The sequence below is a fragment of the Clostridiales bacterium genome, from assembly GCA_018333995.1.
Taxonomy (GTDB): domain Bacteria; phylum Actinomycetota; class Coriobacteriia; order Anaerosomatales; family SLCP01; genus JAGXSG01.
Map to the genome: position 1 here is coordinate 24,177 of JAGXSG010000017.1, position 19,372 is coordinate 43,548.

Genomic DNA, 19,372 nt, shown 5'->3' on the forward strand with positions numbered 1-19,372 from the left:
CGGGACGCGCCAATACCACTCGGCGATTACGACTCCGAAGGCGTCTGGCATCCACATCCGCAGCGAACTGAGTCATGCGTAAGACGCGCGTCCAGCAGACGCGCATCAGGTAGAATCGACCTGAAGGCAACTGGCGCGCAGCTCATGCGCAAGAGCGTTGGGTGGGCCTGATGGAGTCACCGACCACTGAGTTCGTTAAGGCCGTCGCTGCCCAAGCTGACCGGAGAGATCGCTATCGCCGCCGTCGGCGTGTTGGCCTTGTCGTTGGAGGACTCGTCGCATTCGCATTGGGTGGGATCCTCGCTCTGCTTGTCGGCCTGGTGATAATCGCCATCGCCAGGCACTTTGAGCGGTCGGCCGTGCCCTCGTGGCTCGACTGATGCGCGCGGGTTGTCGCCGACCTGAGTCCAAGTTTGAAGTGCACCGCTTCGATCGCGTCGAGATCGGTCTGCGTGAGGTGAGCCATGCTCTGGCCCTTGGGCAGGTACTGGCGGATCAGTCCGTTCGTGTTCTCGTTCAGAGTGCTGTCTGAGACGTGCAACAAGCATCGCGTACGACGATGTCGCATCCTGGGAGCTCACGGCACGCAGCTCATGCGCTACATTGTTGACGAGGGCGGGTACCTCGCTCCGGCTTGTGTCGAGTTAGCGTATCTGCTAACCTGAAGCCATGCCGTACACCGTCGACTACTTCAGCCATCGCGTCCGCGATGAGATCGAATCGTGGCCGGTTGGCGTATTTGCGGACTACGCACGGCTGGCCGAACTCCTGATCGAGTTCGGCCCCGATGTACGGATGCCGCATTCGCGCGTGATGGGCGACGGGCTCTTCGAGCTCAGGCCACTCCGAAGCGTGACCTTGAGATCGCTCGCAGACGCATGAAGGAGGTTCGCGATGGCCAGAAGTGAATACCGTCCTGTCTCGCACGATCACGAGGCCTTTGTCGAGCGTGCGCGCAAGCGCAAGGGGTTCGATGAGGCCTATGACGAACTTGAAGACGAGTATCTGCTCGTCTGCGAGTTGCTCTCCGCTCGCACTCATGCGGGCTTGACTCAGGAAGAGGTCGCCGCATCCATGGGGACGACGAAGAGCGCCGTTTCCCGCCTGGAGGGTGCCGGTAAGCATTCGCCTTCGGTGAGTACGCTCAAGAAGTATGCTCGAGCAGTGGGTTGCGACGTGGAGATCCGCTTGGTTCCCGCTCCTCGGCGAAGAAAAGCTTCGACCTGACATCCGCGGCCTGTAAGGTAATCTAGATTCGCCGCCGCCAATGGCCGCGGCTGCAGGTCGAGCCGAATGCGTTAGGCGCCCTCGCTTGACCAAGTCCGGAAGGGCGGACACGTGGAAACCATGGACTGGTACGACAGCCTGGCGAAGCCGGTGTGGACACCGTCGCCCAGCTTCATCGGCACGATGTGGACCGTGCTCTACCCAATCATCATCGTGACGTTCGCGTACATGATCTTCCGAGTAGCGCGCGGACAGGCGCCACCGTCTCTGCTCATACCGATCGCCATCAACGTCGTCTCCAACATCGCGTTCACGCCAATTCTGTTTGGCTTGCGCAACCTGCCGCTTGCCTCGGTCGACATCCTCATCGTCCTTGCAACGATTGTCTGGTGTATGGTGGCGTTTTGGCCGCACTCCCGCGTAGCGGCGCTGGCGCTCACGCCCTATCTCGTTTGGGTGGGCACGGCTAGCGTTCTGCAGCTCTCGATCACGTGGATGAACCGCTAGCAGGCAGCGGCGGCGTGCACGTGGATTCCGGATACGTTTCTGCTCATGCCAAATGCCTTAGCGGGACTCTTTGCTCTGCTCGGCGGTATGTAGCCTGATCCAGTCGGCCAATGCGTCTTCCTCGATCTCCTCGGATGCGAGTGCGACGATGGTTGTGACCACGTCGGCCTCGCTCGCAGTGAACTCGAGTCCGTTGAGCCCCAGGAACACCGCCATCACGACAAACGCCACACGCTTGTTGCCGTCGTTATAAGGGTGGTTGCGGGCAAGCCCGTAACCGTAGGCTGCGGCAAGCGTGGCGATGTCCGCACCAGCCGTGTAGGAGAAAAGCTGTCTCGGTCGCGCGAGCGCGGATTCGAGCAGGTTCTCATCGCGCAGACCCGGCTTCCCGCCGTGGGTGAGCAGCATGTCGGTCTGGATGGCGTCGGCAACGACGCGGGCGACCCATCTCGGTTCGCTGACGGGCATCAAGGACGCCTACTTGGCAAGCTCGCGCAGCGCGTTGCGGTAGGTGCGCCCAACTTCAGCGGCTATCGAAAGCGCTTCTTCAGTCTCCGCATCGTAGGGCGTGAGCAGGATGCCGCGCTCGGTCTCGATCGCGATCACCGTATCACCGGCGGCAAGCTTGAGCCTGTCGGCCATGTCTTTGGGCAAGGTGGCGGCGATCGATCCGCCGGCCTTGCGCAGCTTCACTCCCTGGCTCATTGCGTCCTCCGTGTGTGAGGGGTCATGACAAGTGTAGCATAGATGTGCTACTTCGAGCCCACTAACTGCGTGTGACGCGCACAAGCGGTCTGGAGCGCGAGCATTTCGCACCCGCTGCGGTAGCTGCAGCGGTGTAGGATTGGCAGAGAAGCAACACTCGACGCGCAGGAGCGCTCGGGCGCTTCCCGATGACAACGGGCGATGACCTGAGTGCCGATCTTTGGCGGCACTTCCGTTCGCGGAGTGGCAGGACACGGCAGCCACGTTACACATGTGGATGCAGATCGTGGGGAAGAGCCGGGTGGCGTGCGCTCCGTGAGTTGAACCACCAATGGCACGTCACCCTTCACCTGACTTCACGCGGGCTGACGAGTCGGCCGATCCCTTGGCGGGGCGGACGTTCCAGATGGACTTCGATTTTGTTGATCACATGGTCAGCATTCTGGTTTCGGACGGCTTGAAGGAGCAACTGGATCTGCGACCGCGAAGTGTCGCGGAGTTCTACCATGAGCTCATGGCGAAGTTGAAGCGGGTGGGGGTCGCCGTGGAGATACATGGTGTGCCCAATTCTGGGAGGCTTCTCGCGACCTGTACACCTGGCCGAGGAGTGATACGATAGGCAACCTGCTGGCGGTGGACAGAGTGACGGGACCGTCCCTATACTGTCCCAGGCGGCAGGAGCACGCCGCTCGTCCTGGAGCGAGAACCGCATCGTACCAGGTCAGCAACGTAACGGGCTGTGGCGCAGCTTGGTAGCGCACTTGACTGGGGGTCAAGGGGTCGCAGGTTCAAATCCTGTCAGCCCGACCACAGACTTGACGGGGCATGCAAACCGACATGCCATGCACGGAGAACAGGGCGGCCAAGCGGCCGCCCTGTTGTTGTCTTCGTAGAGGTCTCCGCCTGCGGTGAACTTCGGTAAACCTCGGTGAACCTCGGCGAGTCCGAGGTGACTCTGGGAGCCCGATGAGTGGTATATACGGACTGACCACCACGCTCACGAGCCCCGGGCTACGCGTATTCCCGTTCGGCTTGCTGGTTGGATACGTTTCGGGCATGTCGACTGGATCCACATGGGAGGTGCGGTGACGACAGGGCCGGATGCTCGGCACCGGGGAGAGACCCCGGAACACTTTCATGATGTCTGGACCGTGGCAAACATCGTCACGGTGTTGCGACTGCTCCTTATTCCGTTCTTCTTCTCGGTTCTACTTTCCGATCGTTCTGACTGGCTCGCCTTTGCGCTTTTCGCCGCGGCCGCGTCCACCGACTTCATCGATGGCATGATCGCGAGGCGCACCGGAACCGTGACCGCGATCGGTAAGGTCATCGACCCGCTTGTTGACCGCTTACTCATCGCGTCAGGCGTGCTCGGTCTCTACCTGATCGGGCGGTTGCCACTGTGGCTTGTCTTGGTCTTAGTGGCGCGGGACGTCTACCTTCTGTGGGGGGCATACCGCCTCGAGCGCTTTGGCGAGCGAATGCCAGTCACCTACATCGGGAAGGTGACGACAGCCGTCCTGCTGTCTGGGTTCTCACTGCTCATTCTCGGATGGCCGGAGTTTGTAGTTGCGGACCGGGCTATCTACCTGGGCACCCCGGTCATTTGGGTGGGGCTTTTCCTGTCCCTGGTGAGCGCGGCGCACTATACGGTCCTGGCACGGGCGATCGTGCGGGAGAGGACCGCGAGTTCAGCGTAGTGTTGGGCACGATGATCGTTAGGAGGCGGGGCTTGATGAAGGCGGTAGTGATGGCGGGAGGCGAGGGGACGCGATTGCGCCCTCTCACGAGCATGCAGCCCAAGCCGATGGTCCCGATCGTGAACCAGCCTGTGATGGAGCATATCCTCGGACTCGTCCGCCATCACGGCATCTACGAAACCGTCGCGACGCTGGCGTTTATGCCGCGCGTGATTGAGGACTACTTCGGGAACGGGGAAGAGTGGGGCATGTCCATCGAGTACGCGCGCGAGGAGACACCGCTCGGAACGGCTGGCTCGGTAAAGAACGCCGAGCACCTGCTGGGAGACGGTACGTTCATCGTAATCTCGGGCGACGCACTTACCGATATAGACTTGACCGAGGTCATCGCTTTCCACCACGCTCGCGGCGCGGCTGTCACGATCGCGCTCAAGAGCGTTGCCGATCCGCTCGAATTTGGAGTGGTCATCACGGGCGAAGACGGGCGGATCGAGCGATTCTTGGAGAAGCCGTCGTGGGGCCAGGTCTTCTCGGACACGATCAACACCGGAATCTACGTGATTGAGCCCGAGGTACTCGCGCACGTGCCCGCGGGAGAGCCGTTTGACTTCTCCTCTGACCTTTTTCCCGCGCTGATGGCTGCAGGATACCCGCTGTACGGTTGTGTGGTCGATGGCTACTGGTGCGATGTCGGCTCATTCGACACGTACGTCCAGGCGCACCGCGACATACTCGACGGCAGGGCGAAAGTATACATACCGGGGGTGCGCGCTCGCGAAGGCGTTTGGATCGGGGAAGGGTCCCGAATCGAACCCGACGCGGTTATCGGCGACAAGGTGGTGATCGGTCAGAACGTGACACTGCGTGCCGGGGCCGTCCTCAGGGATCACACTGTTGTAGGGGACAACTGCGTCATCGGCGAACAAGCCGAGGTGACGAGTTCGATCGTATGGTCTGACTGCTTCATCGGCCGTCAGGCAAGGGTGAGCGGAGCCGTGCTCTGCCGCAAGGTCGACGTGCGATCGGGCGCTGCCGTTGAGATCGGTTCGGTCATTGGCGATGAGACGAGCATTGGGCAAGGCGCGCGCGTGGCGCCACATGTCAGCGTGTATCCGCTCAAGCGCATCGAACCAGCCGCCGACGTGACGACATCGATCATCTGGGAGAGCACCGTCACCCGCGGACTGTTTGGTCAAAACGGCGTGACCGGGGTGATCGGTGCTGACATTACGCCCGAAATCGCTCTATGGGCGGCGCAGGCGTTCGGGTCACTCTTGCCCAAGGGGTCGCACGTCGTGGTGAGCCGTGATGGGAGCCGGGCCGCGCGGATGCTCAAGCGCGCAATGGTCGCTGGGCTCAACGCGGCAGCATGCCACGTGCGTGATCTACGCGCGGCGGCCCCCGCGCTCACCCGCTTCACCACACGCGACACCCGGTGCGTGGCGGGGATCCACGTCGCAAGTCTCGCCGGAGATCCGCAATCGGTGCGTATCGAGTTCTTTGACGCGAACGGACTCGATATTGCCCAGTGGGAAGAGAAAAAGCTGGAGCGCCTCTTCTATCGAAAAGAGTTCCGGCGCGCGTTTCTCGAAGACGTCGGGGAGATCGCCTACCCGCCCCGGTCACTCGAGTATTACGCCGCTGGCATGGCGCGTGCCGTCGATGGCTGCGTCCCGGCCGACGGCCCCCGGCGGACTGTGATCGCCGACCTCGACCACGGAACCGCCTCGCTCGTCCTGCCGCAGGTGGCGGCATCCTGGGGCATCAACCTGATCGCGTTCAACCCGTTTCTTGACGCCGAGAAGACCCAGGTGTCGCGGGCTGAGGTTGAAGACGCGGGTCGCTTGCGATACGCGGTCGAGCTGTTCGGTGCGGACCTGGGAGTCCGCTTCGACCCCTCCGGCGAACGAGTGGTGCTCATCACCCCGTCAGGACGCGAGCTCGACAGCCAGACCGCCCTGCACGCGGTAGTGGATCTGTGGTGCAGGACCGACACCGATGGCGGAGCGGTCGCGGTACCGTTGACCGCGTCGGTGGTCATAGACCACATCGCCGAGAAGTGCGGACGCGAGGTTCTTCGTCCCGGTATGACGAGACGTTCTCTCGCCACGCTCGTGCACGAAGGTGTGGCGGGACTCGCGGGAGCGGCTGACGGCGGATTCATGTTCGGGCGCTTTCTAGCCGCCTACGACGCCGCCATGTCAGTAGGGATGATCGCGTGCATGCTCGGACGCGCCGGTGTCACGCTTGACGACGTTGTTGACGGATTGCCTCCCTTCCACACGCGGGAGGTGCGCGTAGCCTGTCCCGCTCACCGGAAAGGGACGGTCATGCGGATTGTCTCCACTATCGCGGCGGAGCGTAGGACCGAGGTTTCCGAGGGGATTCGCATCGCGTATGACGATGGCTGGGCGCTCGTGGTCCCTCACTCGCGCGAACCGCTTGTCTACATCTGGGCCGAGGGATCGAGCGCGCCATCCGCTGAGTCAATCATCCGGCGTTGGACGGAGATCGTCGAGAACGCGATCTAAAGACAGACCGAATCGTCAGTCGTCCCCCGACATGGCATCCTACCTGCTACAATATGAATCTCAGCGTCTTGTCCACCAGGTCGTGTGAGAGCGGAAACATGCAGTCGTCCTCGCGTCGCCCTGCACTCGTGGCGGTATTCGCCGTGCTGGGGTTCCTCGTCGCCATAGCGTTTAACAGCACGACTCGCGCCGCCGAGATCCGTCCGGCGGGCCGTTCGAGCGACCTCGTTGCCGTGGTGAGGGAGATGGAGGTCGAGCGCGCCGAGCTCCAGGAGCGTCTCTCTGAGCTGCGAACTGAGATATCACTGCGTGAGCAGGAGGCCGCCGAGGAATCGGGCGTGGACCGCTCGTTTACTCAGGAGTTCGATCGGGTGAGACTCGCCGCCGGTCTTGTTGCCCTCGCTGGTCCCGGGATCGAGGTCACGCTCGCCGATAGCAAGGATGTTCCACAGGGGGCTGATCCCAACGACTATCTGATACACGACACCGATATCTCGGCGGTGGTAAACGCCTTGATGGTGGGGGGTGCGGAAGCGGTTTCCGTGAACGGCGAACGCGTGGTCGCCACCACGCCCATCCGCTGCGCTGGCACAACGATTCTTGTGAACGCGACCCGGCTCGGCAACCCATACGTGATTTCGGCGATCGGGGAAGCCGATGCCCTTGAGGCCGCGCTCGAGGGCGATCCGCACGCCATACTGCTGTTCGATACATACCGCACGCAGTTCGGGCTTGAGGTCTCAGTGATCCGCCGTCCCGAAGTCGTAGTCCCGGAGTTCAGAGGTTCGATGCGTCCGGCACACGCCGTGGCTGTAGGCGGGGGGATGTAGCATGCTCGCACTCGCACTCGCTCTTGCACTCGGCGTAACGCTCGGACTGCTCACCAACGTGAGCGTGCCACTGGCATCCGTGACGTACCTCGGGGTCGCAGTCCTCGCGGCCATCGACGCGTGCCTTGGCGGCATCAGGGCGAGTCTGGAGCGAACGTTTGACGACAAAGTCTTTGTGTCGGGGTTCCTCACCAACACCCTCATGGCCGCGTTCATCGTGTTCATAGGTGACCGGATCGGCGTCCGTGAGTTGTATCTCGCCGCCGTGGTCGCTTTTGGCATGAGGGTGTTTGACAACCTGGGCGCGGTTCGTCGCCTGATATTCCATCGCTGGGGGTGGGAGTGATGCGCGGGCAACACCTCCCGTCGCGCGAGAAACTTACAAACCTTAAGGAAGCGTCTGTCCGTACACTTCACGCGTCCGAAAAAGCGGTGAGCCGCTCATTCAACGAGGCGCGGCTTACGGCAAGCCTCGCGGTGGGATTGCTGCTAGTGGGATTTCTGCTTGTCGCCCAGTGGAGGGGAGTGGCCACATTCACCAAGTCGCTCGAGCGCCAATCGGACCAGAATCTTGCGATCATCATCCAGGAGCTGACCGGAGAGAACAACGCGCTGCGCTCCGAGATTGGTCGGCTCCAGCTCCGCCTCATCGAGTCTGGACAACAAGCCGAGGATCGCACGCGCGTACTCAACGAGGCCGTGAAGGAGATGCGCGCAGTTCGTGTCATCTCTGGAATCGAAGCCGCGTCCGGTCCCGGAATCACGGTCAAGATCGGTGATCCCGATAGAGTCCTTCTGCCTCAGGATTTCGTCAGACTCGTCCATGAACTTCGCGCTGGCGGCGCCGAGGCTATCGCGCTAAACGGCAAGCGCATCTGTGCGACGACCGGAATATCAGGCTCAGACGGAGACATTCGTGTGGGGGACGCGGAGTTTTCGCGGCAGTTTGAGGTGCGGGCTATTGGGGATCCGGGCAACCTCGCTCAAGCGCTCGAACTGCCCGGGGGGCTTCGCTCGACCCTCGTGACGTTCCCCGGAGTCAGTGTCATCGTGGAGCAAGCGGAGCAGATTGAGGTTCCCGCGGCTCCCGAGAGCGCCTTCACGTACGCGCGGACGTCAGGAGATAGGTAGTGAGCGAAACCGATGTACACGCCGAGTCCGCCGAAATCGACGGTCGTGTTCTGCTTGAGCAGGGCCGGACGGCTCGTGCGCAGCGTCGTGAGGACAAGACACTGAAATCCCGGCTCGCACGGTATTTTGAAGACAAACCGGTGTGGGCGAGATACGCGGTCGTGTTCACCGGACTGGTCACAGCTCTGTTATTTGCCGCGGTAGCGATAGACGTGGCCGCGTCGCACGGGCGCATTCACCCCGGAGTGTGGGTGGGCGACGTGAGACTCGGTGCGATGGCGCCTCAGCGTGCGGCCGAGCAGATCGATACGTCGTTTGGCCCGAGGGTCACGCAGCCCATCACCTTGATCCATGAGGAGTATTCGTGGGATGTAGACCCCGGTCGTCTCGGAGTCGTTTTGGAGACAGAGGCGATGGTCGAGGAGGCTATGTCGATCGGAAGAACCGGGTCGTTGGCGGACCGCGCGAGAACGCGCGCGCGACTGTGGTTCGCACCAGAGATACTTGCGGTCCGCGTCGCAGCTGAGGCTACTGCGGTTGCCGAAATTGTCGAGACCGTGGTCGGGACTGTCGAGCGCGAACCCAAGGACGCCTCGCTTGTGATCGAGGGTACCGAGGTGCGTCTCGAGTCGGCGGTATTGGGTGTGAGCGTGCGCCGTGAAGCACTTCGCGATGGGATACTCGCCGCGTTTTCAGCAGCCGATCGCGACGTTGAGGTTCAAGTTGAGTTCACGCCGGTTCGGGTGACTGACGAGGACGCGCGGCAGGCGTTGGCTGACGCGCGCGCGCTACTCGCTGGCCCGGCCGTGGTCAATCACGCGACGGAGTCCTGGGAGTTCTCGGTCGAAGAGATCGCCGGGTGGATCGATTTCAGGACGCGTCCCGTCACGTCGCAACCTGCCACCAGCGCCACATCGGCTGAGGTCACCGGTGCGAAGGGTGCACCCGCAGACCCCGGCGAAGGCGGTGTCCCGCTCGATAGCGATCGCGTCGTGCTCGAGGCATTCATCTCACCAGAAAAGGCAAGGGAACTGGTCATCGAGCGAGTCGGGAAGGCCGCGCGAGCGCCCAAAGACGCCCGCTTCAAGACAAGTGGCGGCACAGTAACGATCGTCCCGTCCGAGTACGGTGCTGGCCCGGATGTTGAAGCTCTCGCCGTCGAGCTGACGCGCGCGCTCACGACCGGGTCTGACCGGGTGGCGGATCTTCAGATGAGCCGGATCGAACCGGAGTTGACTACTGAGGAAGCCCAGGCGATGGGCATAAGCGAACGGATAGCGACGTTCACGACCACCTACGCGGCGAGTAACCGTCCGCGTGTCAACAACATCCATACCCTGGCGCGCGCGTTGGACGGCACGCTCGTGGGGCCTGGGGAGACGTTCTCGTTGAACGAGACTATTGGGCCTCGCACGGCCGCTCGCGGATATCAGGAGGCGCCTGCGATCATTAATGGGAGACTCGTTCCTTCGCTCGGCGGTGGAATCTGTCAGGTGGCAACCACCATCTTTAACACCGTGTTCGAATCCGGTCTTCCGGTTGTTGAGCGCAGGAACCACTCGTTTTACATCAGTTCGTATCCCAACGGCCGGGATGCGGCGGTTGCCTGGGGTGGACCCGATTTCAAGTTCAAAAACGATACCGGACACTGGGTGCTGATCGCCACGAGCTTCACCAACTCGTCGGTTACGGTTAGTTTGTACGGCACGGACCCCGAGTACACTGTCAAGGCGGTACCGGGGCCGTTCACGGATGTCGTGCCGTATACCACCGAAAAGATCGAGGATCCAAACTTGCCGTTGGGAACGAACGTCGTTGTGGATCCCGGTACCAATGGGCGCCGCATCGTGGTAAAGCGGACGGTCACCAGAAACGGCGATGTCATCAGGCAGGATTCGTTCACGTCGGTGTATCGTCCCAAACAACAGCTGGTTAGAGTCGGCACGAAAGTCGAGCAGTCGGTGGTGGGGACGGTCACGGCACCGCCATAGCGCACGTGACGGTTGTCGCTGACGGTTACGAGGAGGGTTCAGGGGATGTACCAACCACAGTGGGAGTCGATGCCCCGGGAAGCGCTTGAGGCGCTGCAGCTCAACCGCTTGAACGCGGTGCTCGCTCGCGTCTACGCTCATGTCCCGCTGTATCGCTCCAGATTTGATGAGGCTGGAATTGAGCCTGTTGTCGCCTCACTTGATGACGTGGGTCGTGTTCCTTTCACCGTGAAGGACGACATGCGTTCGTGTTATCCCTACGGGATGTTTGCCGCTCCGAGGCGCGATATCGTGCGCGTGCACGCGTCCTCCGGGACGACCGGTCAGATCACCGTGGTAGGGTACACCCGTGCCGACATCGACAACTGGGCGGATCTCATGGCCCGCACGTTTGTCTCGGCAGGGGCCACGCCCGATGATGTTGTGCAGGTGGCGTACGGGTACGGCTTGTTCACCGGGGGGCTCGGCGTACACTACGGTTCGGAGCGGCTTGGAGCGCTCACCATCCCGATCTCTGGCGGCAACACGAGGCGGCAGGTTCAAGTGCTGGTTGACTTTGGCACTACCGTGCTTGCGTGTACCCCGTCGTACTCGCTTCTGCTTGCGGAAACGGCCGAGGAGATGGGCGTCGACATTCGTTCGCTGCCGATTCGAGCGGGGGTGTTTGGCGCTGAGCCATGGAGCGAGAGCATGCGCACCCAGATCCAAGAACGTCTCGGTATCATCGCCACAGACATATACGGCCTGTCAGAGGTTCTGGGGCCTGGAGTCGCGAGCGAATGCTCGGAACAACACGGTCTTCACGTAAACGAGGACCACTTCCTCATCGAGATCGTCGATCCTGAGACCCTGGCGCCGGTTGCTGACGGTGAGTACGGAGAGGTGGTATTCACGACACTCACGAAAGAGGGGATCCCTGTCGTGCGGTACCGGACGCGCGATATCTCACGAATCATCCCGGGAGAGTGTGCGTGCGGCAGGACGTTCAGGCGCATGGAGCGCGTCTCGGGACGAACGGATGACATGCTCATCATTCGCGGTGTCAACGTGTTCCCGAGCCAGATCGAGCAGGTTCTTGCCGCAATCCCGGGTGTGGCTCCCCATTATCAGGTTGTACTCGGTAAGCGTGGGTCGATGGACACGGTCGAGGTGCACGTCGAGGTCGCGCAGGACGTTTTGTTCGATGAGATCAAAGAACTTGAAGAGATGCGGCGAAAGGTATGCGGAGAGATACAATCCGCGCTCGCTGTCTCGATCGCGGTCAAGCTCGTAGAGCCGCGCTCGATTGAGAGAAGCGAGGGCAAGGCACGCCGGGTCATCGACCTTCGCGACGAATGATTGGGGGAGTCCGGCCATGATCGAACAGCTGTCGGTGTTTCTTGAGAACCGTCCAGGGCGTCTTGCCGAGGCGTGCAGGGCGCTTGGCGACGCCCGGGTTAACATGCGGGCGCTCATGGTCGCCGATACCGAGCAATTCGGCGTGGTGCGCATCATCTGCGACCGTCCTCACGATGGAAAAGTAGCGCTCGAGACGCGCGGCTTCTCGGTGCAGGTCACCGGTGTTTTCGCTGTTGAGATTCCAGATGATCCCGGTGGGCTGGCCGACGTGCTCGAGACACTCGGGGCCGCTGGGATGAACGTGGAGTACGCGTACTGTTTTGTAGAGCCGGGTGCCGCTGCGGCAATCGACGTATTGAAGATCGATGACGAAGGCGCTAGGGCTGTTCTGGAGGTCGCTGGTTACCGGGTACTGAGCCCGTCTGATCTCTACGAACCGGACGCCGACTAGACATTCCGCGGATACGCGGCCGCGGCGGCGTTGAACTTTGTCAGGCGCCGGGGTCGCGCGCGGGCACTTGCAGGAGTTCGATGAGGCGCGAAACTTCCGTCCGGTCCTCGGGTACGCTGAGTACATGTGTGGACACGGATTCGGTCTTCGCGCCCAGGACGTCCGCTATGCCGGCGGCGATTCGCTCGGCGGCAACCAGTGCGCCTTCGTGGGGAGTGTGGGGGAGTACGACGAGGTACCTGCCGTCTTCGAGTCGACCGACCTCATCTACGAGACGGATGTCGTTTCGGATATGGTTCGCTATTCCTCTGACGAGCATTCGGTGGCGAGAGGGCCTAAGCTCAGCGGTCAACGCGGGCGCCACCTCGATGGCAATTACCGAGAATGGAGCGTGATACCGGTCGAAATGGCCGAGGGCGCTCTCGACGGCGCGGGTGATGAAGTGCTGGTTGTAGACCTGGCTCCACTCGTCGACGCTCGAAGAGCGTTCGAGACGCGCAAAGAGGTACTTGAGCCGGGAACAAAGTTCGCCGCCTACGATGCCTACGAGTCCGTACGAGAGGATACGCGTGGCCAGCAAGGCCGCGAGATCTCCCGTGAGCCCTTCGCTCTCGATGACAAGGGGGATTCGTATCACGATGTAGATCAGTGACGCCGCGAGGGCGGCGATGAAGCCGCCGTTGCGCCCCCAGTGGGCCGCTGCGATCAAGACGCCGAGAAGGAGGAGCTGCGCAACTATCTCTTCGAGTACGATTGGGCCGCGCAGCGAGAGGAGTATGCTGCCCGCGATCGCAGCGAAACCTACCGCTACGACGAGCTTCTCGAAGCGAGCGTACGGCATCACGTTCTCCTCCCGGTAGCGATCATCCTGCTTTCACCTGCCATGCTTCGGGCAGACAACGTGTTGTCCTCCTGCGTCCAGGAACAGGAGATACTCGTCTCCGGTCGGGCATGCCCGGACCGCGTTCCAGTTGACAGCGTATGGTGCGAGGTCGTCTAGCGTGCTGGGAGACGTGCCGTGGTCGATCCGGTACTCGGCAAGTGAGACCCGCTCGATGAAGCGCCGGTTGTTCTCGCACGCGACTGCGCCCGCTCGTTCGATCGACGCCGTGTAGGTGGCGATGGCTATGCCTACAAGTACCCCGACGATAACGATGATCGTCATGAGCTCTACGAATGAAAATCCCCCATCACGATGCCGTGACACACTCATGTGACTCCTGGTGCCCAAGAATACGGTGTGGTTCACTGACATGATCATTGTCGCACACGGTGCGAAGGCGCGCACCAGGATTATGAGGAATCGGATGGTGACTAGGCTCGCGCGATTGTCGCAGGTGATCCTGCTCGCCGTCGCTCTCGTGATGCCTTCGCACGCTCATGCGGAGGTGCGCACCTCCGACCGCATCGGCGATCGATCCGCCGCTGAGGCGCCACATCAACAAGCGGCATTTGCTCCGTCAGTCACCGCGGCCGCCGGTGTGCTCGTCACCGCGTCCGGTCGCACCCTGTGGGCTCGAAATGCCGATGAGCGGCGGGCGATGGCGAGCATCACGAAAGTGATGACGGCGCTCGTTGTCAGGGAGCGCACGTCGCTCGACGAGCTCGTGACGGTATCTTCACGGGCGGCGAGTGTGCGCGAGGCATCCGCACGCTTGCGTGACGGGCAGACGTATCCTGTTCGCACGCTGCTCGAGGCGATGCTGGTCCGCTCGGGCAACGATGCCGCTGTCGCGCTCGCCGAACACGTCGCGGGTGATGTGGGCTCCTTCGTCGAGCTGATGAACGTCCGAGCCGCTGAACTCGGCCTCGCTGACACCTTGTTTGCCAACGTCCACGGACTCGATGCCGAAGGCCACTACTCGAGCGCGTATGATCTCGCGACCCTTGCACGGTTCGCGATGCGCGACGCCGAGATCCGCCGAATGGTTCAGCTGAGCTCGCTAACCATCGACGCAGTCGGTGGGCCGACGGAGCTCGAAAACTCCAATCTGCTGCTAGGGACCGTAGAGGGCGCTACTGGGGTCAAGACCGGCTGGACGAGCCGTGCCGGCTTTTGCCTGGCGGCATCTGCCGAAAGGGGCGGAGAAGAGCTCTTCGCCGTCGTCCTTGGCACGGACAGTGAGACCGATCGCTTTCAAGAGGCGGGGCTGTTGCTCGAGTGGGGCTTCGCTCGCTATCGTGAAGAGCGCCTTGCCGAGCCGGGGGAGCTTATCGGCAGAGTCCCGGTGTCTGGCTATCTGGACGTGAGTGTCAGTGCGCTTGTGGGTGCCCCTGTGGCGGTTCGCGTGTTAGACATCGGCGGCCCGGTCGTTCGCCGAGTAACGCTTCGGCCATCACTTGAACCGCCGGTACATACAGGGGACCGCGTCGGCACACTCTCGTTTGTTCAGGGCGAGCGGCTGATCGCCCAAATCCCGCTTGTCTCTGAGGATAGTGTGAACCGTCCCTCGCCGCTGACGAGGGTCCATGTGGCTGCCGTACGCATCTGGAGGAGCGTGTTCGGTTCGCCGCCGGAAGCACAAGTGCCGGTACCGTGACCATTTCACTACCAGGAGGATGCGATGTCCACCGAGACGCTCCGTACGCCGCTTTATGAGGAGCACATCGCGCTCGGCGCGCGAATGGCGCAGTTCGCGGGCTTTTCGATGCCCGTCCAGTACTCAGGAATCATCGAGGAACACGGTGCGGTGCGTTCTTGTGCAGGCGTGTTTGACGTGTGCCATATGGCGCAGTTCCGCGTGTTCGGTTTTGACGCCTTTGACCTGCTGTCAGAGCTACTGACCAACGACCTTAGCGCGATATCGGCGCTTGGCGCCGCGCAATACACGCTCGTGTGCGATGAAGATGGGGGAATCATCGACGACGTGATCGTGTATCACACAGGTGATCTTGAATACTTGATCATCGCAAACGCGGCGAATCGCAAGACCGTCTACGACTGGCTCGTATCGCACCGTGACGCGAAGCATGGCGGGGATGGCCAGGCCCGCGAAGGCATGGTGGAGATCGCGGATGAGTCGGACCGGACGGGACTGATCGCACTTCAGGGCCCCCGCGCCCTTGATGTGCTTGCGCAGGTGGCCAGCGACGGATTCGAGCTGCCGCCGCGCTTCCACATTGCCGAAGCGCGGCTGGAATCACTCCCCGTGCTGGTGGCAAGGACTGGCTACACGGGAGAAGACGGTGTCGAGATCGTCTGCCACGCGTCGCACGCCGCCGCGCTATGGAGGGTGCTTCTATCGTTTCCCGAAGTGACTCCGTGCGGGCTGGGGGCGCGGGATGTGCTTCGGCTCGAGATGGGATACCACCTCTACGGGAGCGACATGGATCGCGGCGTGGACCCGATCTCGGCAGGGCTCGGATGGACTGTCGGAAGAAAGAAGGAGCGCTTCATCGGAAAGGAGGCCATCGATCGCATCCGCGCCGAAGGGCCTTCCCGTAAGCTCGTAGGCCTCGTGGTAAACGGAGGGATTCCGCGTCCTGGCTACGGTGTGTTGCGCAGTGGCGTCGAGGTGGGTAAGGTGGCAAGCGGTACGTACTCGCCGACACTGGCGACAGGAATAGCGACCGCATACCTGCCGGTCAGTCACGGTAATCCCGGTACAGAGGTTGAGGTGGCGATCCGGGGCAGAGTCGTCGGGGCGGTCGTGGTGCGGCCGCCGTTCGTCAAGCACACATCGTTATCGTTGCCGTGACATTCGAGAGGAGCCACAGGGTCATGTATCCAAACGACCTGAAGTACGACAAGGAGCACGAGTGGGTCCGGGTAGAGGACGGTGTCGCGATCATCGGCATCACTCACTTTGCGCAAGACCAGCTCGGCGAAGTCGTCTACGTCGACCTGCCGTCTGAAGGAGACCAGGTTTTGGCAGGTGAGACCTTTGGTGAGATCGAATCTGTCAAGTCGGTCTCCGAGCTCTATTCGCCGCTTGACGGCGAAGTCGCCGCGGTAAACGATGCCCTTTCCGGCGCACCTGAGACGATCAACGAGGATCCATATGGTGACGGCTGGATGATCAAAATCGAGCTGAGCGATCCGGCGCAGCTCGACGTGTTGATGTCTGCCGAGGAGTACGAGGCGTTCATCACCGAGGAAGCGTAAGCGAAACATGCGACACACTCCGGTCACCTGCGAGCAGCGAGCGGAGATGCTGCGCGTTCTTGGCGTCGCATCCGCAGAGGAGCTGTTTTCGGACGTGCCTGAGTCCGTCCGTCTGAATCGTCCTCTCGACATCCCCGAAGGAATGGGCGAGATCGAGCTGATGGCGCATGTGCGACGGCTCGCCGCCGCCAACATTCCCGCTGGTTCGATGGTGAGTTTCGCTGGCGCCGGCTGCTACGACCATTACACGCCGAGCGTCGTTGACCACGTGGTTCGGCGCCCCGAGTTCTTCACGGCATACACCCCGTATCAACCGGAAGTCTCCCAGGGGACACTGCAGGCGATCTTCGAGTACCAGACAATGACGTGCGAGCTCACCGGTATGGAAGTGGCGAACGCGAGCATGTACGACGGGGCTACCGCCTTTGTCGAAGCCGCTCTCATGGCGTGCCGGCTGACCAGGCGATCGCAGGTGATCTGTGTCGACTCGGTGCACCCAGAGTGGCAGCGGGTGCTCGCGACTTACGCTGACGCTGGACATCTTGAAGTCGCGACTGCGGGCCACGATGAAGCACCGGCCCTCCTCGCGTCAGGTCAGAGCGCGGCGCTGCTCGTGCAGTCCCCGGATTTCTTCGGGCGTCTTTGGGATGTGAGGCGGCTGGCTGACGCTGCTCACGCGGCAGGAGCGCTGCTTGTGGTGGCGGTCAATCCCGTGCTTCTCGGGGTACTCGAGCCGCCCGGCCGCATGGGGGCTGACATCGTCGTGGCCGAGGGCCAAACGCTGGGAAACACGATGTCGTTTGGCGGACCTGGGCTTGGCATGTTCTCGTGCCGCGAGGCGCACGTGCGGCAGATGCCCGGCCGCCTGGTGGGCAAGACACTCGACGCCGACGGGGCACTCGCGTACGTTCTTACGCTGTCAACACGCGAACAGCACATACGCCGCGAGAAGGCGACGAGCAACATCTGTAGCAACCACGCGCTCAACGCACTCGCCGCGGGCGCGTATTTGGCGGCGGTCGGCGCCACTGGGCTTGCGGAGATCGCGGGCGCGTGTGTAGCGAAAGCGCACTACCTGCGCGACCGGCTGCTCGAGACGAACGTCTTTTCTGCTCCGTGGGACTCGCCGTTTGCCAACGAGTTCGTGGTTCGCTATCACGGCGACGCGCTGGCTATGCACGATGCTTTGTTCAAGCGCGGATATGTCGCCGGAGTGATCATCTCAGAGTTGGATTCCGAGTGGCCCGCAGGGGCGCCAGTCGATACGGAGGGGCTCGTCATGTTCGCTGTCACGGAGAAGCGGACTCGGGATGAGATTGACGCATTCGTTGGCGAGGTTGCCGCATCGTGATCCCACGGAGTGAACATACGCCGTCCATCGCACCCGCGCGCGGGCCTCGGGAGAGTATCTTCGAGCTTGGCGCACCTGAGTCGGCGTGCGTTCTCGGTCCGGTGCTAGACGTGCCGGTGATCGATCTTCATGAGGCATTGTCGGGCATGGATCGCACCGCTTTGCCCCGACTGCCTCACGTCGCCGAGGTTGAGATCATGCGGCACTACGCGCACCTTGCGGAGATGAACTTCGGAGTTGACTCAGGGCCGTATCCGCTTGGAAGCTGCACGATGAAGTACAACCCGCGCGCGAACGAGGACGCCGCTCGTCTTGAGGGTTTCACTGGGCTGCACCCGTATCAGCCCATCGCCTCCGTTCAGGGGGTTTTGGAGCTGCTCGTCTGTTTGCAGGAGGCGTTTGGAGAGATCTCCGGATTGCCCGCGGTTTCCCTGCAGCCCTCGGCAGGAGCTCACGGTGAGCTCGCTGCGTTGATGTGCTTCAGGGCCGCCCACACAGCCAACGGCCACCCACGCACGACGGTGCTCATACCCGATACCGCCCACGGAACCAATCCCGCAACGGTCTCAATGTGCGGGTACAAGACCGTCACAATCCCGAGCGGCGTACACGGCATCGTCGACCTCGACGCGCTGCGTGACGCACTCGACCCTAGTGTGGCGGCGTTCATGCTCACTAACCCCAACACACTTGGTCTGTTCGAGCCGCAGATTGCCGAGATCACGCAGATGGTCCACTCGGCCGGGGCGTTCGCGTACTGCGACGGAGCGAATCTCAACGCAATCATGGGAGTGACCCGTCCGGGTGATCAGGGTTTTGACGCGCTGCACATCAATGTTCACAAGACGTTCTCGACGCCGCACGGTGGTGGCGGCCCAGGGGCGGGGCCGGTGTGTGTGACGCGAGAACTCGCTCGCTACCTTCCCGGTCCTCTGCCCGTGCGCCTAGACGACGGTTCGTACGGGCTCGTTAACCCCGAGGCGTCGATCGGCAGGGTCCGTTCGTTCCTCGGCAACGTTGGAGTGCTCGTAAGGGCGTACACATATGTTCGCGCACTCGGAGGGCATGGACTGCGCGAAGTGAGCGAGCAGGCCGTGATCTCGGCGAACTACCTCAAGAAGTTGCTCGACTCGGTGTATGAAGCCCCTTACGACCGCACCTGCATGCACGAGTTCGTGCTGTCGGGCTCCCGTCAGAAGCGAACGCATGGTGTACGGACGGTGGACATCGCCAAACGCCTGCTCGACTACGGATTCCATCCCCCCACCGTCTACTTCCCGCTCATCGTCGAAGAAGCGCTGATGATCGAGCCCACCGAAACTGAGTCGATGGCGGCGCTCGAGGCATTCGCTGAGGCGCTCATCGCAATCGACCGCGAGGCGGCGCACGACCCTGAACTCGTACGGGGCGCTCCCTATACGACGCCGGTGCGCCGGGTCGACGAGGCGCGCGCCGCGCGGGAGCCGGTGCTGCGCTGGTTTCCTGACGAGGGGTAGGGTGGTGTC

23 protein-coding genes and 1 tRNA gene are annotated in these 19,372 nt (G+C 62.2%); 20 read left to right on the top strand and 4 right to left on the bottom strand.

Annotated elements, in window-relative coordinates; all coding sequences use genetic code 11:
• Positions 1-170: 170 nt before the first annotated feature.
• From KGZ40_05560 to KGZ40_05580, 5 genes are all read left to right on the top strand, one after another.
• Positions 171-380: a hypothetical protein gene (locus tag KGZ40_05560; GenBank protein MBS3956976.1), complete on the top strand. Its 210-nt coding sequence runs from the start codon at positions 171-173 to the stop codon at positions 378-380.
• 84 nt (positions 381-464) lie between these two features.
• Positions 465-665 carry a hypothetical protein gene (locus tag KGZ40_05565; protein ID MBS3956977.1) on the top strand — a complete coding sequence of 67 codons (201 nt, stop codon included), beginning with the start codon at positions 465-467 and terminating at the stop codon, positions 663-665.
• A gap of 4 nt (positions 666-669) precedes the next feature.
• On the top strand, positions 670-882 hold the full coding sequence (locus KGZ40_05570) for a type II toxin-antitoxin system RelE/ParE family toxin (GenBank protein ID MBS3956978.1): 213 nt from the start codon (positions 670-672) through the stop codon (positions 880-882).
• Between the two features lie 12 nt (positions 883-894).
• Positions 895-1,227, top strand: coding sequence for a helix-turn-helix transcriptional regulator (locus KGZ40_05575; GenBank protein ID MBS3956979.1), 333 nt, complete (start codon positions 895-897; stop codon positions 1,225-1,227).
• A gap of 120 nt (positions 1,228-1,347) precedes the next feature.
• Entirely contained in the window at positions 1,348-1,734 is a 387-nt protein-coding gene (locus KGZ40_05580; protein ID MBS3956980.1) for a tryptophan-rich sensory protein, read from the top strand.
• Positions 1,735-1,791: 57 nt separating this feature from the next.
• On the opposite strand, the gene KGZ40_05585 is transcribed toward KGZ40_05580, so the two are convergent.
• Positions 1,792-2,202, bottom strand: coding sequence for a type II toxin-antitoxin system death-on-curing family toxin (locus tag KGZ40_05585; protein ID MBS3956981.1), 411 nt, complete (start codon positions 2,200-2,202; stop codon positions 1,792-1,794).
• 9 nt (positions 2,203-2,211) lie between these two features.
• Positions 2,212-2,439, bottom strand: a complete 228-nt coding sequence (locus KGZ40_05590; protein ID MBS3956982.1) for an AbrB/MazE/SpoVT family DNA-binding domain-containing protein — start codon at positions 2,437-2,439, stop codon at positions 2,212-2,214.
• Between the two features lie 331 nt (positions 2,440-2,770).
• On the opposite strand from KGZ40_05590, the gene KGZ40_05595 reads away from it, so the two are divergent.
• The 10 genes from KGZ40_05595 to KGZ40_05640 all read left to right on the top strand — a co-directional run bounded on the left by KGZ40_05595 (position 2,771) and on the right by KGZ40_05640 (position 12,411).
• Positions 2,771-3,058, top strand: a complete 288-nt coding sequence (locus KGZ40_05595) for a hypothetical protein (GenBank protein ID MBS3956983.1) — start codon at positions 2,771-2,773, stop codon at positions 3,056-3,058.
• Positions 3,059-3,172: 114 nt separating this feature from the next.
• Positions 3,173-3,249: transfer RNA gene (locus KGZ40_05600), tRNA-Pro, on the top strand.
• A gap of 275 nt (positions 3,250-3,524) precedes the next feature.
• A complete protein-coding gene (locus tag KGZ40_05605; protein ID MBS3956984.1) occupies positions 3,525-4,139 on the top strand; it encodes a CDP-alcohol phosphatidyltransferase family protein in 615 nt (204 codons plus the stop codon).
• A gap of 35 nt (positions 4,140-4,174) precedes the next feature.
• Positions 4,175-6,670 (top strand): NTP transferase domain-containing protein, encoded by a 2,496-nt coding sequence (locus KGZ40_05610; protein ID MBS3956985.1) that lies wholly within the window; start codon positions 4,175-4,177, stop codon positions 6,668-6,670.
• Positions 6,671-6,768: 98 nt separating this feature from the next.
• Entirely contained in the window at positions 6,769-7,500 is a 732-nt protein-coding gene (locus KGZ40_05615) for a DUF881 domain-containing protein (protein ID MBS3956986.1), read from the top strand.
• 1 nt (position 7,501) lies between these two features.
• The gene (locus tag KGZ40_05620; protein ID MBS3956987.1) at positions 7,502-7,846 is read left to right on the top strand and encodes a small basic family protein; all 345 of its coding nucleotides are present in this window, start codon (positions 7,502-7,504) and stop codon (positions 7,844-7,846) included.
• On the top strand, positions 7,846-8,631 hold the full coding sequence (locus KGZ40_05625; protein MBS3956988.1) for a DUF881 domain-containing protein: 786 nt from the start codon (positions 7,846-7,848) through the stop codon (positions 8,629-8,631). Before KGZ40_05620 ends, KGZ40_05625 begins: the two co-directional genes overlap by 1 nt.
• Positions 8,631-10,622 carry a VanW family protein gene (locus KGZ40_05630; GenBank protein ID MBS3956989.1) on the top strand — a complete coding sequence of 664 codons (1,992 nt, stop codon included), beginning with the start codon at positions 8,631-8,633 and terminating at the stop codon, positions 10,620-10,622. The genes KGZ40_05625 and KGZ40_05630 overlap by 1 nt, the downstream gene beginning before the upstream one ends.
• A 45-nt stretch (positions 10,623-10,667) precedes the next feature.
• The gene (locus KGZ40_05635; GenBank protein ID MBS3956990.1) at positions 10,668-11,960 is read left to right on the top strand and encodes a phenylacetate--CoA ligase; all 1,293 of its coding nucleotides are present in this window, start codon (positions 10,668-10,670) and stop codon (positions 11,958-11,960) included.
• Positions 11,961-11,976: 16 nt separating this feature from the next.
• A complete protein-coding gene (locus tag KGZ40_05640) occupies positions 11,977-12,411 on the top strand; it encodes an ACT domain-containing protein (GenBank protein ID MBS3956991.1) in 435 nt (144 codons plus the stop codon).
• A 40-nt stretch (positions 12,412-12,451) separates the two neighbouring features.
• Here the strand turns inward: KGZ40_05640 and KGZ40_05645 are convergent, their stop codons facing one another.
• Both KGZ40_05645 and KGZ40_05650 read right to left on the bottom strand, forming a co-directional pair.
• A complete protein-coding gene (locus tag KGZ40_05645) occupies positions 12,452-13,252 on the bottom strand; it encodes a hypothetical protein (GenBank protein ID MBS3956992.1) in 801 nt (266 codons plus the stop codon).
• 33 nt (positions 13,253-13,285) lie between these two features.
• Positions 13,286-13,624, bottom strand: coding sequence for a prepilin-type N-terminal cleavage/methylation domain-containing protein (locus KGZ40_05650; GenBank protein MBS3956993.1), 339 nt, complete (start codon positions 13,622-13,624; stop codon positions 13,286-13,288).
• A 94-nt stretch (positions 13,625-13,718) separates the two neighbouring features.
• Between KGZ40_05650 and KGZ40_05655 the strand changes: the two genes are divergently transcribed.
• Genes KGZ40_05655 through gcvPB form a run of 5 tightly spaced genes read left to right on the top strand, consistent with a single transcriptional unit; the run spans position 13,719 to position 19,363 of the window.
• Positions 13,719-14,951: a D-alanyl-D-alanine carboxypeptidase gene (locus KGZ40_05655; GenBank protein MBS3956994.1), complete on the top strand. Its 1,233-nt coding sequence runs from the start codon at positions 13,719-13,721 to the stop codon at positions 14,949-14,951.
• A gap of 24 nt (positions 14,952-14,975) precedes the next feature.
• The gene (gene gcvT, locus KGZ40_05660) at positions 14,976-16,109 is read left to right on the top strand and encodes a glycine cleavage system aminomethyltransferase GcvT (GenBank protein ID MBS3956995.1); all 1,134 of its coding nucleotides are present in this window, start codon (positions 14,976-14,978) and stop codon (positions 16,107-16,109) included.
• Positions 16,110-16,132: 23 nt separating this feature from the next.
• Positions 16,133-16,516 (top strand): glycine cleavage system protein GcvH, encoded by a 384-nt coding sequence (gene gcvH, locus KGZ40_05665; protein ID MBS3956996.1) that lies wholly within the window; start codon positions 16,133-16,135, stop codon positions 16,514-16,516.
• A gap of 7 nt (positions 16,517-16,523) precedes the next feature.
• Positions 16,524-17,867 carry an aminomethyl-transferring glycine dehydrogenase subunit GcvPA gene (gene gcvPA / locus KGZ40_05670; GenBank protein ID MBS3956997.1) on the top strand — a complete coding sequence of 448 codons (1,344 nt, stop codon included), beginning with the start codon at positions 16,524-16,526 and terminating at the stop codon, positions 17,865-17,867.
• Positions 17,868-17,923: 56 nt separating this feature from the next.
• On the top strand, positions 17,924-19,363 hold the full coding sequence (gene gcvPB / locus KGZ40_05675) for an aminomethyl-transferring glycine dehydrogenase subunit GcvPB (GenBank protein MBS3956998.1): 1,440 nt from the start codon (positions 17,924-17,926) through the stop codon (positions 19,361-19,363).
• The last annotated feature ends 9 nt before the right edge of the window (positions 19,364-19,372 follow it).

What these genes read in the sequence shown, in the direction of transcription:
- KGZ40_05560 (MBS3956976.1), top strand. Translation starts at nt 171, where the DNA reads ATGGAGTCACCGACCACTGAGTTCGTTAAGGCCGTCGCTGCCCAAGCT.
- KGZ40_05565 (MBS3956977.1), top strand. Translation starts at nt 465, where the DNA reads ATGCTCTGGCCCTTGGGCAGGTACTGGCGGATCAGTCCGTTCGTGTTC.
- KGZ40_05570 (MBS3956978.1), top strand. Translation starts at nt 670, where the DNA reads ATGCCGTACACCGTCGACTACTTCAGCCATCGCGTCCGCGATGAGATC.
- KGZ40_05575 (MBS3956979.1), top strand. Translation starts at nt 895, where the DNA reads ATGGCCAGAAGTGAATACCGTCCTGTCTCGCACGATCACGAGGCCTTT.
- KGZ40_05580 (MBS3956980.1), top strand. Translation starts at nt 1,348, where the DNA reads ATGGACTGGTACGACAGCCTGGCGAAGCCGGTGTGGACACCGTCGCCC.
- KGZ40_05585 (MBS3956981.1), bottom strand. Translation starts at nt 2,202, where the DNA reads ATGCCCGTCAGCGAACCGAGATGGGTCGCCCGCGTCGTTGCCGACGCC.
- KGZ40_05590 (MBS3956982.1), bottom strand. Translation starts at nt 2,439, where the DNA reads ATGAGCCAGGGAGTGAAGCTGCGCAAGGCCGGCGGATCGATCGCCGCC.
- KGZ40_05595 (MBS3956983.1), top strand. Translation starts at nt 2,771, where the DNA reads ATGGCACGTCACCCTTCACCTGACTTCACGCGGGCTGACGAGTCGGCC.
- KGZ40_05610 (MBS3956985.1), top strand. Translation starts at nt 4,175, where the DNA reads ATGAAGGCGGTAGTGATGGCGGGAGGCGAGGGGACGCGATTGCGCCCT.
- KGZ40_05615 (MBS3956986.1), top strand. Translation starts at nt 6,769, where the DNA reads ATGCAGTCGTCCTCGCGTCGCCCTGCACTCGTGGCGGTATTCGCCGTG.
- KGZ40_05620 (MBS3956987.1), top strand. Translation starts at nt 7,502, where the DNA reads ATGCTCGCACTCGCACTCGCTCTTGCACTCGGCGTAACGCTCGGACTG.
- KGZ40_05625 (MBS3956988.1), top strand. Translation starts at nt 7,846, where the DNA reads ATGCGCGGGCAACACCTCCCGTCGCGCGAGAAACTTACAAACCTTAAG.
- KGZ40_05635 (MBS3956990.1), top strand. Translation starts at nt 10,668, where the DNA reads ATGTACCAACCACAGTGGGAGTCGATGCCCCGGGAAGCGCTTGAGGCG.
- KGZ40_05640 (MBS3956991.1), top strand. Translation starts at nt 11,977, where the DNA reads ATGATCGAACAGCTGTCGGTGTTTCTTGAGAACCGTCCAGGGCGTCTT.
- KGZ40_05645 (MBS3956992.1), bottom strand. Translation starts at nt 13,252, where the DNA reads ATGCCGTACGCTCGCTTCGAGAAGCTCGTCGTAGCGGTAGGTTTCGCT.
- KGZ40_05650 (MBS3956993.1), bottom strand. Translation starts at nt 13,624, where the DNA reads ATGAGTGTGTCACGGCATCGTGATGGGGGATTTTCATTCGTAGAGCTC.
- KGZ40_05655 (MBS3956994.1), top strand. Translation starts at nt 13,719, where the DNA reads ATGGTGACTAGGCTCGCGCGATTGTCGCAGGTGATCCTGCTCGCCGTC.
- gcvT (MBS3956995.1), top strand. Translation starts at nt 14,976, where the DNA reads ATGTCCACCGAGACGCTCCGTACGCCGCTTTATGAGGAGCACATCGCG.
- gcvH (MBS3956996.1), top strand. Translation starts at nt 16,133, where the DNA reads ATGTATCCAAACGACCTGAAGTACGACAAGGAGCACGAGTGGGTCCGG.
- gcvPA (MBS3956997.1), top strand. Translation starts at nt 16,524, where the DNA reads ATGCGACACACTCCGGTCACCTGCGAGCAGCGAGCGGAGATGCTGCGC.